Origin of the sequence: Flavobacterium aureirubrum (assembly GCF_038739835.1) — a bacterium.
In the GTDB taxonomy this organism is placed as follows: Bacteria; Bacteroidota; Bacteroidia; order Flavobacteriales; family Flavobacteriaceae; genus Flavobacterium; species Flavobacterium aureirubrum.
Window position 1 is genome coordinate 108302 of the sequence record NZ_JBCGDO010000003.1, and the last position, 14906, is coordinate 123207.

At 33.2% G+C, this 14906-nt stretch carries 13 protein-coding genes; 9 read left to right on the forward strand and 4 right to left on the reverse strand.

From position 1 onward, the window contains the following. Positions 1-2: 2 nt before the first annotated feature. Positions 3-1055: a glycosyltransferase gene (locus tag WFZ85_RS03860; protein WP_342694966.1), complete on the forward strand. Its 1053-nt coding sequence runs from the start codon at positions 3-5 to the stop codon at positions 1053-1055. On the opposite strand, the gene WFZ85_RS03865 is transcribed toward WFZ85_RS03860, so the two are convergent. Then, positions 1036-2076 (reverse strand): sensor histidine kinase, encoded by a 1041-nt coding sequence (locus WFZ85_RS03865; protein WP_342694967.1) that lies wholly within the window; start codon positions 2074-2076, stop codon positions 1036-1038. The two genes, WFZ85_RS03860 and WFZ85_RS03865, sit on opposite strands and share 20 nt — an antisense overlap. Then, positions 2077-2760, reverse strand: coding sequence for a response regulator transcription factor (locus tag WFZ85_RS03870; protein WP_342694968.1), 684 nt, complete (start codon positions 2758-2760; stop codon positions 2077-2079). Positions 2761-2953: 193 nt separating this feature from the next. Here WFZ85_RS03870 and WFZ85_RS03875 point away from each other — a divergent pair, with 193 nt between their 5' ends. From WFZ85_RS03875 to WFZ85_RS03905, 7 genes are all read left to right on the forward strand, one after another. Then, on the forward strand, positions 2954-5695 hold the full coding sequence (locus tag WFZ85_RS03875) for a TonB-dependent receptor (RefSeq protein ID WP_342694969.1): 2742 nt from the start codon (positions 2954-2956) through the stop codon (positions 5693-5695). 166 nt (positions 5696-5861) lie between these two features. Continuing rightward, positions 5862-7061: a hypothetical protein gene (locus tag WFZ85_RS03880; RefSeq protein WP_342694970.1), complete on the forward strand. Its 1200-nt coding sequence runs from the start codon at positions 5862-5864 to the stop codon at positions 7059-7061. A gap of 103 nt (positions 7062-7164) precedes the next feature. Further along, positions 7165-7476, forward strand: a complete 312-nt coding sequence (locus WFZ85_RS03885) for a T9SS type A sorting domain-containing protein (protein ID WP_342694971.1) — start codon at positions 7165-7167, stop codon at positions 7474-7476. A 103-nt stretch (positions 7477-7579) separates the two neighbouring features. Next, positions 7580-9385, forward strand: a complete 1806-nt coding sequence (locus WFZ85_RS03890) for a T9SS type A sorting domain-containing protein (RefSeq protein ID WP_342694972.1) — start codon at positions 7580-7582, stop codon at positions 9383-9385. Positions 9386-9466: 81 nt separating this feature from the next. Beyond that, complete coding sequence (locus tag WFZ85_RS03895) at positions 9467-10447, forward strand: LuxE/PaaK family acyltransferase (protein ID WP_342694973.1); 981 nt, start codon at positions 9467-9469, stop codon at positions 10445-10447. A gap of 43 nt (positions 10448-10490) precedes the next feature. Beyond that, complete coding sequence (locus WFZ85_RS03900; RefSeq protein ID WP_342694974.1) at positions 10491-11225, forward strand: hypothetical protein; 735 nt, start codon at positions 10491-10493, stop codon at positions 11223-11225. Positions 11226-11229: 4 nt separating this feature from the next. Further along, on the forward strand, positions 11230-11901 hold the full coding sequence (locus tag WFZ85_RS03905; RefSeq protein WP_342694975.1) for a hypothetical protein: 672 nt from the start codon (positions 11230-11232) through the stop codon (positions 11899-11901). A gap of 29 nt (positions 11902-11930) precedes the next feature. Here WFZ85_RS03905 and tyrS read toward each other — a convergent pair whose 3' ends face one another. Next, positions 11931-13223: a tyrosine--tRNA ligase gene (tyrS, locus tag WFZ85_RS03910; RefSeq protein ID WP_342694976.1), complete on the reverse strand. Its 1293-nt coding sequence runs from the start codon at positions 13221-13223 to the stop codon at positions 11931-11933. A 274-nt stretch (positions 13224-13497) separates the two neighbouring features. Here tyrS and WFZ85_RS03915 point away from each other — a divergent pair, with 274 nt between their 5' ends. Further along, positions 13498-14496, forward strand: coding sequence for an NAD-dependent epimerase/dehydratase family protein (locus WFZ85_RS03915; protein ID WP_342694977.1), 999 nt, complete (start codon positions 13498-13500; stop codon positions 14494-14496). On the opposite strand, the gene WFZ85_RS03920 is transcribed toward WFZ85_RS03915, so the two are convergent. After that, positions 14497-14904, reverse strand: a complete 408-nt coding sequence (locus tag WFZ85_RS03920) for a DUF4296 domain-containing protein (RefSeq protein ID WP_342694978.1) — start codon at positions 14902-14904, stop codon at positions 14497-14499. Positions 14905-14906 lie beyond the last annotated feature (2 nt).

Below are 14906 nucleotides of genomic sequence, written 5' to 3' on the forward strand. Positions count from 1 at the left end.
TTATGCCAAAAAACATACTTATTGCACCACTGAATTGGGGTTTAGGTCATGCTACTCGCTGTATTCCTATAATTCGAGCCTTGGAAATTCAGGGTTTTACACCTGTTATTGCTTCAGATGGTATTGCGCTGCAATTGCTTCAAAAAGAATTTCCTCATTTGCAGTCAATTGAATTGCCTTCGTATGAAATTGAATATGCAAAAGATGGTAATGATTTTAAGTGGAAACTGATAAAAAACAGTCCAAAGATGATACAAGCAATTTTGGATGAAAAAAAATTAGTTAAAAAATTGGTAGTACAATTTGATTTAAAAGGTATCATTTCGGATAACCGTTTAGGTGTTCGGAATAAAAAAATTCCAAGCATTTTCATTACCCATCAATTAAATGTTTTATCGGGAAAAACTACGTGGATATCGAGTAAACTTCATCAACATTTTATCAAAAAATTTAACGAATGTTGGGTTCCAGACATGCAGGAGATTCATAATCTTACAGGAAAATTGGGTCATCTTAAAAACAGCTCTTTATCGCTACGATATATTGGACCTTTGAGTAGATTGGAAAAAAAAGAAATGCCAATCAAATATAAATTAATGGTAGTTCTTTCTGGACCTGAACCTCAGCGCACCATGCTGGAAGAAAAATTAAAAAACGAGGTTCGACTTTTTGCTGGAAATGTAATTTTTATTAAAGGAATTATTGAACCCATCCAAAAAATAGAAGAGATAGAAAATGTGACTTATTATAATTTCATGACTTCTGATGAACTGGAAAAAACTTTTAACGAAAGTGAGATTGTTTTATCACGGTCAGGATATACAACAGTTATGGATTTGGCAAAACTAGAGAAAAAAGCGTTTTTTATTCCAACGCCAGGACAATTTGAGCAAATATATTTGGCCAAAAGGTTTAAGCGTAATGGATTTGCACCCTATGCAAATCAGGATAATTTTAGAATTGAAAATTTAATAGAAATTCAATTATATAAAGGTCTGCCAAAACTAAATCAAACCATTAATTGGAGGCAACTTTTTATCCCTTTTCTAGAGTAAAAGAGAATTCCGAGCTTTTACCAAACTCACTTTCTACATATATTTTTTCGCCGTGCGCTTCAATGATATGTTTTACAATAGAAAGTCCAAGTCCAGATCCGCCTTCGCTTCGGGCACCACTTTTATCAACTCTAAAAAAGCGCTCAAAAAGTCGTGGAATATTGTGCTTTTCAATTCCTTCGCCATTGTCTTTAATCCGAACGATAAGTTTATCATTTACTAAATCTTCTATACTTACTTCTGTAGTTCCGTTTTCTTTACCATATTTGATAGAATTCATCACTAGATTGATTAACACTTGCTGGATTTTTTCTTTGTCTGCAAAAACTTTGATGGGTTTACTATATTTTCTGTCAAACATTAGAATAATATTTTTTTGATCGGCTTTCATTTCTAGTAAATCGAAAACACTTTGAACCAATTCCACGATATTAAAATCAGACATTTCCAGATTAACATCGCCCATTTCAAGTTTGGAAATCATATCCAAATCTTCCACAATATAGACTAATCGTTCGACTCCTTTTTCAGCTCTTTCTAAATATTTTTTACGAATATTTTTATCATTCATGGCGCCATCGAGTAATGTGGCAAGATAACCTTGAACGGTAAATAACGGTGTTTTTAACTCGTGAGAAACATTTCCTAGAAATTCTCTTCGATATTCTTCACGAACTTTAAGTGTTTCGATTTCTAGCTTTTTATCAGTAGCAAACTTCTTAACTTGTTTGGTTAAAGTTGCCATATCGGTAGTTATGGGTTGATTTCTGAAAGAAGTGGATTCTAAAAGCGAAACATCGTCGTATATTTTTTTTACTCTTCTATAAATAAATCGTTCCACTCTGTATTGAATCACAAAAAATGAAAAAACACATATAGAAATTGCAAAAAGACTAATAATTAGAAGAGAGAACTCGTCGAAAGCCCATAACAATAAGGCCAAAAAACCCGATGAAAATAAGGTTATGTAAAGTGTAGATATTAAAGCAAAAGTATAAGTTTTTTTAAATTTTAGCGCCATTTACACTTCCAGTTTATAGCCAACGCCTTTGATGGTTTTGAATAAATCTTCTCCTATTTTTTCGCGCAATTTTCTGATGTGTACATCTATGGTTCTTCCGCCTACAATAACTTCATTTCCCCAAACTTTATCTAGAATTTCTTCTCTTTTAAAAACTTTTCCTGGCTTTGATGCTAAAAGATAAAAAAGCTCAAATTCTTTACGAGGAAGTACAATTTCTCTACCTTCTTTGATGATTTTGTATTCCTCTCTGTTTACTTCAATTCCACCTACATTGAGTGTTTCTGAAGCTTGTTCATCGCTTTTTAATCTTCTCAGTAAAGCTTTTACTTTGCTTACTAATAATTTTGGTTTTATGGGTTTTGTAATGTAGTCGTCTGCGCCCGCATCAAAGCCTGCAACTTGAGAATAATCCTCACTTCGTGCGGTTAAAAAAGCGATTATAACACTATTTAGTTCTGGAAGTTTACGAATGGCTTCACAAGCTTCCATTCCATCCATCTCGGGCATCATCACATCCATTATGATAAGATGTGGTAACTCTTTTTTAGCTTTGATTATCGCTTCTTTACCATTAGTGGCAGTACTAACTTGATATCCTTCTTGTGAGAGATTGTAACCTACAATTTCTAAGATATCTTGCTCATCATCTACTAATAAAATTTTAATGTCTTTTTTTTTCATAATTGACAAACTTGCTTTTGTGAATGTAAATGTAAAGATAATATAAAATGTTAAAGTGCCACAAGAAGGTAGTTAACCATTATTTAATCTGTTAACAATTTGTTAATGCTAAAAACACAAAATCATAATATTGCAATAACATGCTCTTTACAATGCCACAGTTCCTTTGCACCAAATTTTTAAATAAGTAGAAATGAAATTTAAATTATTGTTTATTCTGTTTTTTGTCAGTGCTTTAGGATTTGCTCAAAGTAAAGGAACAATTACAGGAACGCTTACCGATAAAGACTTTAATAACGAACCTTTACCCTTTGCTAATGTACAAGTTAAAGGATTAAATATTGGCGTATCTACGGATGAAAATGGTAAATATACTATAGGCCTACAACCGGGAAGCTATATTATTGTTTTTAGCTTCGTTGGTTATGAAAATGTAGAAGAAAAAGTAGAAGTAAAAGCGGGTGAAACAATGACTATTAATAAAGCATTGGGTTCTGGAAGTTATCAATTGAAAGATGTAGTTATACAAAATACCGTTAGTAGAGAAAAAGAAACGGCTTTATTACTTGAACAAAAAAACGCGGTAGAAATTAAACAGAGTATTGGTGCTCAAGAAATGTCTCGTAAAGGAGTTAGTGACGTGTCTGGTGCTGTAACTAAAACCACTGGTGTTACTAAACAAGAAGGAACTGGAAACATTTTTGTTCGTGGTTTGGGTGATAGATATAATGCAACAACCATCAATGGATTACCTGTACCTTCTAACAATCCCGAAAAAAAGAACATTAATTTAGATATTTTCACAACTGATATTGTAGAGTCTGTTGGCATTGACAAAGTATACGGAAGTAAACTTTATGGAGATTTTGCAGGAGGAAACGTAGATGTTGTTTCCAAAGATTACAAAGGAAAAGGATTTGTAAAAATTGATATTGGTTCAAAAGCAAATACTAATGCTGTTGCTTTAGATGAATTTTCTTTGCATAAAGGTCAGAATATTACAGGTTTCAGTACTACTTCTCAACCAAACAATCCGCTTACTGCCTACAACTTTGAAACTTTACGATTAGAAAATAAGACTCCTTATGCAGGAAATTTAGGAATTTCTGCTGGATCATCTTATTCAATAGGTGATGAAGGGAAACTAAGCCTTTTTGGAACAGCAAACTATAGCAACGAATTTAATGCTATAACCGATGGTACAGCGAAAGGAAGTGTTAATGGTCTTGGCGTTGCCAATAAAGATTTTAGAGAATTTAGACAAAATAGCTTTACTACCAATACGACTGTTATGGGTAACGCAGCTTATAAAATCAACGCCAACCACAAAATCAATTTTAATACAATATTCATTAATACTTCTAGCCAATCAAAAGAAGAATACGAAGGAACAATTATCGACATTGCCAATGATGATAATGGATTGCTGCGTCGATTTTTTTATGAAAGAAACCAATTAATGATTAATCAATTACTGGGTGAACATAAATTTGGCGAAAAATTTTCGGCGAATTGGGGTGTATCTTACAACACTGTAGAAAGTGACCAGCCTGACAGGGTTCAGAACATTTTTAGAGAGGAAACTAATGGGTTTGTCCTTTCGAACATTTCTAGACCAGACAATCACCGTTATTTTCAAAACATAACGGAAGATGAATTTGCTGCCAGAGCCAGTATCGATTATAAATTTAAAAAAAATAGTGAGGGCGATTATTTAGGAAAAATTACTGCAGGTTATAATTTCAGATTAAAAAATAGAGATTTAACAGCTAACCAATTTAATTTTAGAGCAAATCAAGGTTTTGAAGACACGGTAGTAGACCCCAATAATTTAGACCTGTTTTACAACCAGCCAAACTTTGCAAACGGTGCTTTCGAAATTACGACCTTTAGAGGGAACTATCAGCTTGCAGGCGCAACAAGACCGCAATCATATATCGGAGAAATGTTTGTTAATGCTGCATACTTAAATACAGAATATAAATTTAACAAATTAACAACTGTTATTGGCCTTAGAGGAGAAGGAATAAGCCAAAGAGTATCGTGGGATACACAGTTAGGCGATACCGGAAACGACAGGCTTATAAAGAATGCTTTTTTACCTAGTTTAACGATGAAATATGAACTAAACGAAAAACAAAATCTTAGATTGGGTGCAAGCAAAACCTATACCTTACCTCAGTTTAAAGAAAGAGCTTTGTTTCTTTACGAAGAAGTACTTCAGGTAAAAATTGGAAATCCTGATTTATATGAGTCAGATAACTACAATTTAGATTTGAAATGGGAATTTTTTCCAAAATCGGATGAAGTTGTTTCATTTACAGCTTTTGGAAAATATATTCAAAATCCAATCAACGAGATTACAATTGCCTCTTCAACTAATGATGTTTCTTTCGTTAACACAGGGAATAAGGGTTATGTAACTGGAGCCGAACTTGAGATTAGAAAAAATATATTAAGTCCAGAAAATGGTGCGAAGATATCTTCAGGTTTAAATGTATCATATTTACATACTGCACAAGATCTTGATGCCGAAAAAATTCAGAGAGAGACCGATTATAATGTTGCTTTCACAAATACTGAAAGTGCCTTCACTGGAGCTTCCGATTTGCTTATTAATGCCGATGTAACTTATTTTAAAGAATGGAATGATAAAAACACCTCGTTAACATCGACTTTAGCATTTACCTATTTCTCTGATAGAATAAATGCTATTGGAACTAATGGAAACGGTAATCTTGTTGACAAAGCGGTTGGTACTCTTGACTTAGTTAATAGATTTAAAATAAATAGAAATCTTGGAATTTCTTTAATTGCAAGAAATTTATTAGACCCAAAAATCGAGAGAACACAAGAAAATTCTAATGGAGATGTGAAAATGTTATCCTATAAAAAAGGGATGATGTTTAGTTTAAACCTTACTTATCAATTTTAAATCACAAAATAATTATTAGTAAAAAACAGTTTTGTTATTTGTTAACCTAAATAACATTTTCTTAATATTTACTATACTTTATTTTAATTGAACATTGATATTTAGTTAACGCTGTATAAAAATTAAGTAACGAGATTTGCATTAATCAAATTTTAACTTTTTAAACATGAAAAAATCTATTTTTAAATTATTAAGTATTCTAACTCTTGTTGGTTTCGTCTTCACAAGTTGTATCGTTGAAGATGACGAAAATTCCCCTACCTCATCATTTCAATTAAACCCTTCAGATTTTAAAGGACAAATTAACGATGGTGAAGTAATTTTAAATGCTGGAACAATCTACAAGTTAACGGGAAGATTACAGGTAAATGCAGGTGCAACTTTAACTATTCCTGCGGGTACAAAAATTGAAGGTGTTGGCGGAACTGCATCTTTTATTGCTATTTCACAAGGAGGAAAAATTAATATCAATGGAACAGCTACTAACCCAGTTATCATGACAAGTGGCTTACCGACCAAAGCTCCTGGTGATTGGGGTGGACTAGTAATTTGCGGAAAAGCGCCAATTAACAGAGTTACTGGTGGTGCTTCAACAGCACAATCTGAAGTGGCAGAGTTAACCTATGGAGGAGCTGTTGCAAACGATAATTCTGGTACCATACGATATTTAAGACTTGAATACTGCGGTGCTGCTTTTAATAGCGAGAAAGAATTTAATGGTTTATCATTATTTGGTGTTGGTTCAGGAACTACTGTTGAATTCGTTCAAACATTTCACGGTGCAGATGATGGTTTTGAATTTTTTGGTGGAACTGTAAATACGTCAAATTTAGTTGCTTTTGGCAATGAAGATGATCAATTTGATTGGACAGAAGGTTGGAATGGAACCAATACAAACTGGTATGGTAAAATCTCTTTCGGGAAAGGAAACAGAGGAATTGAAGCAGATAACTTTGAATTAGGTTTTACAAATACGCCTTTCTCTAACCCTACTATAAACAACCTTACACTCGTTGGTCCAGGTAGTACAGCAGCTTCTACAACATATCCCGAAAATGATGCTTTAAAATTACGAAGAGGAACTAGAGGACTATTTAATAACGTCGTAGTTAGCGGTTGGGCAGATGGTTTTGATGTTGAACACGATGAATCAATAGCAGTTGTTGGAACTTCTTTAAAAGCAAACAACGTTACTTTTTCAGATGTCAATCGTAAATCTACAGGAAGAACAACAGTAGTACCACCGGCAACCGCAGGTGTTAGTGCAGATGTTTCAGCAGTTTTTACTGAAACGACCACAGCAACAGGATCAGGAAATGGCGTTATTACCCCAACTTGGGCTACCGGTTGGACTATAGGCTTATAAAAAGCACTTACTTAGTAATAGAAAGCACTTCAAAATAATTTGAGGTGCTTTTTTTTGGTATAGTTATTGAAAATTATATATTTGTACTAACCAAATTGAAGTCATGAATAAAAAATACTTTTTTTTACTACTTTTTTCGTTGCTATTTTACTCAAACTGTATTGCTCAGGATGTAAAACAACAAGGCGAAACGCTTGGTTTTTACCCTAATCCTGTTAGCAATGGAAAAATCTATATAACCTCTAAAACGTCACTTGAAAAAGAAATTTTAATTTTTGATGTTTTGGGCAAGAAAGTATTACAAACTACTACAACTTCTCGAGAACTAAGCATAAACTCAATCCCTTCTGGCGTTTATATTATCAAAATTACCGAAGGAGAAACTACCGCTACTAGAAAATTAATTATCAGATAGTTAAATAACTATTTGATAATTTAATTCTTAATCATTTTTTTACATTGATATTTCAGGATAAGGAAATTTGTACTTATCTTTGAGGCAAATTAAATTTAAAAAAATGAAAAAAATTTACTCTTTATTATTAGTGTTAATTAGTTATGCCTCTTTTGGACAAACTATTTACTCAGAAAATTTTGGAACTCCAACAGGAAACACTACTGTTGCTGCTTACATTACAAGTACAGCTCCTGCTACTTTTCAAAACACAACCCCAATAGTTTACACGGGAACTTCAGGCGCAACAAGCTTAAGAACTTCTACAGCATCTTCAGGTTATTCAGGTGCTTCAGGAAACGGAAATGTATTTTTATCTCAAACCACAAATCTAGGTCATTTCATTCAAATTGATGGTATAAACACTTCTGCATTTTCTGCAACCAATCTCCAATTGTCATTTGGTTATAACACAACTAGCACATCGGCAGCACAATTAATCGTTGAGCAAAGCACTAATGGAACAACATGGACTCCACTTACCTTTACTCCATCTGCTACGGGATGGAGTTTAGTAACTGTAACTGGAGGACAAATTCCTTCTTCAACAACTTTATCATTGCGTTTTACACAACCATCAACTGTTGCAGTGCCAAATACTGGTCAATTTAGAATTGATGACGTTAGAGTTTTCAACTTTGACCCAACCTGTACTTTAGTTTTAAGTAATCCAACCGCTCAATGTGATAACATAAGCTTAGGTATAGACACCTATACTGTAAGTATTCCTTATACTGGAGGAACACCAGGAGCTTATACTTTTACACCTTCCTCAGGAACAGTTGGTGGTGATAACCCAGCTACTTTAGCCGCTGGAACAATTACTGTATCAGGTGTAACAGAAGGAACCGGATTTACAATGACAATTACAAAAGGCTCTTGTTCATACAGTACTACGGCGCTTGCACCTTTAGACTGTAAACCAGTAAGTGCTTTACCTTATTATGAGCCTTTTGCCTATGCGGAAGCGAGTTCATTAGGCGCAAGTCAACAGTGGTCTAATGTCAATACAGGTGACAACATAATTGTAGCTGGCGGTTCAATAGCACCTGCTTACCCAGGATTAAATCCAAGTACTACTGGATTTGTGATATTTGATGGAGTGGGAATTGATTGTGTTTCTCCATTCACATCGGTTAACACAGGAACTGTCTATTATTCATTTTTATTAAATGTTGCTTCTATGACTGGAGTTAGCGATGCTAATGGTGGTTATTTCGCTGCGTTTGGATCTAATCCAACTAATCTTGGAGCAACGTTGTGGTCTAAAAGAATTGATGATACAAGCTTTAATCTTGGGATAGAAGTAAGAACTGCCACAGGTGCAAGTACATCTTTTGCTACTGCAACCTACCAAACAGGTCAAACCTATTTTGTAGTTGTTGGTTATACATTCAATCCTGCTGCATCTGATGACAGTGTTGATTTATGGGTAAACCCAGTAATTGGCGCTGCGCAACCTGCTGCAACAATTTCTGATGCTCAAACTGCTGCTGGCACAGACTTATCAACAATTTCAAACTTTCTGTTAAGACAAGATAGTGCAACAGAAACACCATCTGTTCAAATTGACGAACTTAGAATTGGAACTACTTGGACACAAGTTACTGGTGGTACTTTAGGAACAAACAACAATAACATTGCTGGTTTAAGAGTTTATCCAAACCCTGTTACAAACGGTACTTTATTTATTGAAACTACAGCTAATGCTGAAAAATCAGTAACTATTTTTGATGTTTTAGGAAAACAAGTTTTAAATACAACTACAACAGATAGTACAATAAATGTAAATTCATTAAATTCTGGTGTTTATATTATTAAAATAACAGAAGAGGGAAAAACAGCTTCTAGAAAATTGGTTATTAAATAATTTGTTATTTATCCATACCAAAAAGCTCTAACGAAAGTTAGGGCTTTTTATTTTTACTACTTTTGCCAAAAAAATTACTTCTTGATAAACCCACAAGACATATTTACTATCTCCTCTCAAAAGCAATTTGAAAAAATAGCGCTTAAAGTTTTTCGTTCTCAATATGAAAATAATACAGTCTACAGAGAGTTTTGTGAGTTTCTAAAAGTGGAAAAACACACAGTAAAATCATTAGAGAAAATTCCGTTTTTACCTGTGCAGTTTTTTAAAAGTCATGATGTAATTTCTACTTCCGAAGCTATTCAAGAAATTTTCACAAGTAGTGCAACGACTGGAATGATTGCTAGCAAACATCTAGTTACTGATATTTCACTTTATGAACAAAGTTATCGATTAGCTTTCTCCCAATTCTATGGAAACATTGAAGACTATGCCGTTTTAGCTTTGCTTCCGTCCTATTTAGAGCGAAGTGGTTCTTCATTAATTTATATGGTAAAAGATTTAATCGAATTATCAAACAATGAAAACAGCGGTTTTTATCTTCACAATTATGATGAATTGATTACTAAACTAATCGAACTAGATTCGTCTGGTCAAAATGTAATTTTAATTGGCGTAACCTACGCTTTATTGGATTTAATAGAAAAGCAAAACTTTCAATTAAAAAATACCATCATCATGGAAACTGGCGGAATGAAAGGCAAACGAAAAGAAATCATCCGAGAAGAATTACATTCCATTTTAAGTGAAGGTTTTGGCGTTTCCAACATTCATTCTGAATATGGTATGACCGAATTATTATCACAAGCCTATTCATTGAGAAATGGAATTTTTGAATGTCCATCATGGATGCAAATACTAGTTCGCGACACCGAAGACGCCTTAACTTACGTCGATTACGGAAAAACTGGCGGTGTGAATGTCATAGATTTAGCCAATATCAATTCGTGCTCGTTTATCGCTACACAAGACTTAGGAAAAAAATACAGCAACAATAGCTTTGAAATTTTGGGACGATTTGATAATTCCGATATTCGCGGTTGTAATTTGATGGTTTTGTAATAAAATCCATAATTTTACGTTGGTAGTTATTTAATACAAGTTTATGCGGATTTTTTTCTTTGTCTTTTTTTGTTCTTTTTCTGCTTTTGCCCAAAACCCAAAGCTAAAAGTAAAAATCAATTCTATTACAACTTTTCCGGTTCATAATTCCGCAACTGAATATCACATCAATTACCAAATAGAAAATGAAACTACGAACGAACTTTCGTTTTTTCTTATTCCAAATGCTTTAATTGCTAATTCGGCCAGCTCTTTAACGTTATTTCCAGTTTATAAAATGTATCAAAATGGCGTTTTTGAAGATATGGATGGGCCATTTTTTGAATACGAAACAAAAGACGATTTAGAATATTCAAAAATAGAAAATAAAGAATCCGAAGAAGCCAAAAATCTCTTGAAAAAAATCCAAATATCTCAAGGCACAATTGCAATGGATAATTATAAAAAATACAAAGACAATGGCGGTGAAAGTGAAGATTTTCAGTGGATTTATTACAGACAACGATTACTAAATAGCGTTGTTACTATGAAGCCAAACGAAACCAAAACATTCACCATAAAAACACTTTGGAACAAAAATCGATATATTAAAAACGATGATTTAGAGTTTTATCTCGACCAAAATAACACTATCGAAATTGAACTAATACTTGATTTAAAAACCAATTTATTTCAAGACCAACTCACAAAAGAAGATTTGCAAAATATCAACAAAAACCCAAGTTTTATTAGCGGACAATTCACTTCCAACAAAATGAAAATTGAATTTAAAGATTAATTCCATGAAAAAAAAATTACTTTATATTTTGTTGTATTCCAGTTTTTTATTTGGACAAAAACCTGTTGAACTAGAAATAGAAAGCTTAACTTCTGTTGACGAAACTCAAGATGAAAGAACGTTTACTATAAAATATTCAATTACAAACAAAACAGACAAAACCATACATTTTATTTTAAATCCAAATAATCTAATTCCGATTAGTGCTGGTTCTTTAAACCCAAGCATATATTACAACGTTTATGAAAACGAAATCTCAATCGATGTGAGCGGAATATTTACAGGAAATAGAACTACTCGAAATTTTAAAGACGAAGCAGAAGTAAAAAAGTACAACGATTCTATTGTAGAGACTTTTAAAAACAAAACTGTTGAAAAATTAATCCAAGATAGCAAAGCCAACACTGTCAAAAACATCCAAGAATTTAAACCCAACGAAACCCGAGAATATTCGATAACTTTTAATTGGAATAAAAACCGCTATTTCAAAAACGATGTTATGGAATATTATATTGACGAAAATAAATCTCATTTTTATGAATTGCACATCAACTTGATGAAAGAAGAATTACTTTCAAAGTTCTCCGAAGAAGAAAAAAACGAAATCCTAAAAGACAAAAACTTTATCAAAGGTTGGTTTACTTCCAATAAAGTTGAAATTAATTTTAGAGAATAAAAAAGGAGCAAAATTTGCTCCTCTTTGTATTAAACCACTTTTATCAAATAATAATTTTTCTTCCCTTTTTGCAACACCAAAAATTTACCTTTTACCAAATCTTTCTCGGTAATGATATAATCTTCCTTTACTTTAACTTTATTTAACGAAATAGCATTTTGCTGTAGCTCACGACGTGCTTCACTATTCGATTTTAAAAACCCTGTTTTCGCAGCCATTGCCGCAATCATATCCAAACCGTTTTTAAAATCTTCTTTCGAAATTTCTGCTGTTTCTTTCTCATCAAAAACCTCAACAAATGTCTGCTCATCAAGCTCCAACATTTCATCCATCGTTGGACTGAACTTAGCTTTAGATGCAAATATGGCTTTGTCTAGTTCTTCTCTATTATGAACAAAAAGAGTTACTTCCTCCGCCAGACGTTTTTGCAACAGACGTTGTCCTTTGTCTTGATTATGTTCAGCAATTATATTATCAATCGTGTTTTTATCCAAAAACGTAAAAATCTTAATGTATTTCTCCGCATCAACATCAGTAGTATTTAACCAAAATTGATAGAATTTATACACCGAAGTTTTATCAGCAGTTAACCAAATATTTCCACCTTCTGATTTTCCAAATTTGGAACCATCCGCTTTAGTGATTAACGGACAAGTTAGCGCAAAAGCTTTCGCACCTTCGCCATTCATTCGTCTAACCAGTTCAGTTCCAGTAGTGATATTTCCCCATTGGTCACTTCCACCCATTTGTAACAAACAATTGTAGGATTTGTATAAATAATGAAAATCGTACCCTTGAATTAACTGGTATGTAAACTCGGTAAAACTCATTCCTTCGCCTTCAGCACTCAATCTTTTCTTTACAGAATCCTTTGCCATCATGTAGTTTACAGTAATCCTCTTTCCAACATCACGTGCAAAATTGATAAACGAAAAATCTTTCATCCAATCATAATTGTTTACCAAAATCGGAGCATTTGCAGCAGTAGAATTAAAATCCAAAAACCGCGACAAAACTGCCTTAATTCCAGCCACATTTTTCTCTAAAGTAGCTTCATCAAGCAAATTTCGCTCATCAGATTTACCCGATGGATCACCAATCATTCCTGTTGCGCCACCAACTAATGCAATAGGCTTGTGTCCAAATTTTTCTAAATGCACCAACAAAATTATAGGTACCAAACTCCCAATATGCAAAGAGTCACTTGTAGGGTCAAACCCAATGTAAGTGGTTGTCATTTCCTTTAAAAGTTGCTCTTCCGTTCCCGGCATACAATCGTGAACCAAGCCACGCCATTGCAATTCTGCTACTAAATTGTTCATTTTTATACAAATTTGAGCAAAGATAACAATTCAAAAATCAATCACAATTTCAAAACTCAATTATAACTTGGAGCAAATGGCTTGGGCATTTCTACAAACCCTATTCCTGCTTTTCGTTACAATCTGTCATTGCTAAAATTATAGTCCATAAATCAATCTATTGGCCTGGCAATGACAGGATTTTCACTGTAATCAGGGCTAAATGAATAACTATTCGCATACTTTTTGAAAATCTAACAATCTAAGTATCTCTTTTTCTAATTATCTTTACAAAATGATTTTAGTTACAGGCGGAACAGGATTATTGGGTGCACAGTTGCTTTTACATTTAATTGAAAAAGGGGAAACCGTTCGCGCCATTTATAGAAATACAGCTACGATAGAGAAAACAAAATCTCTTTTTAAACTTCACCACAAAGAAGTTTTATTTCAAAAAATACATTGGCTAAAAGCTGATATTTTAGACATTCCTTCGCTCGAAATTGCCTTTGAAAACATATCTTATGTTTATCATTGTGCCGCACACATTTCTTTTGACCCCAAAGAAGAAAACCAGCTACGAAAAGTTAATATTGAAGGAACGGCCAATATCGTCAATTTTTGCATTGATAAAAAAGTAAAAAAGCTATGTCATGTGAGCTCGATTGCGGCGCTTGGAGACTTAGCTCAAAATGAAAAGATAATTACTGAAAATACAGAATGGAATCCTGAAATTTATCATAGCGATTATGCCATTTCAAAATATGGCGCAGAAATGGAAGTTTGGCGAGGCTTTCAAGAAGGCTTATCCGTTGTTATTGTAAATCCTGGTATCATTTTAGGTTCAACTATTTGGGATACTGGAAGTGGCGTAATTTTTAAAAAAGTTAAAAAAGGACTTTCATTTTACACTAAAGGACAAACCGGTCATGTGAGCGTTACCGATGTCGTTAAAGCTATGACGCAATTAATGCAAAGTTCCATTTCTGGCGAACGATTTACACTCGTTGCGGAACATTTTACTTATGAAAAAATCATCACACTAATTGCTGAAAAAACAGGCAAAAATCCACCAAAAACCTATGTCAAACCATGGCTAACGTCAATTGCATGGAAAATTGATTGGTTCATGGCTACATTTTTTAGAAAAAAAAGAAGTCTCTCAAAATTTGCTGCACAATCCATTCACACTGTCGATTGGTACAGTAATGAAAAGATAAAAAAAACTTTGAATTTTGAATTTCAGCCTATTGAAGCTGCTGTTGAAGAAATAATCCGATTAGAAAAAAAATAGCTATTGTACCTGCGGTGTATCCGAAAGTGGCTGACGAGTTAAACTTGGTGAAACCGATTGATTATTGTTTTTTAAGGTTTTATCAATCTTTAGGGTTTCGTTGCTTAGCCTTGTTTTAACTTCTTCAATCATCTTTTTATATTCGTCTATATCTGAGGCATAATAAGTGTTGCTTTTTGCAAGTTGAATACTATCTATTTTGTATTTTTTAAAAATATAATTTTCTACCGTTTTGCTGCTGATACCACCATTTATATTCTGACTTTTTATAGCATCGAGCAATGATAAGTCATATAAAATATCAATCATTTTATCTTTTTCGATAAGATTTTTTGGTTTTTCAACAATAGCATTGGTACAGCTATAAATGGAAAACAACAAACAAAGTAATGCTATCGTTTTTTTCATAT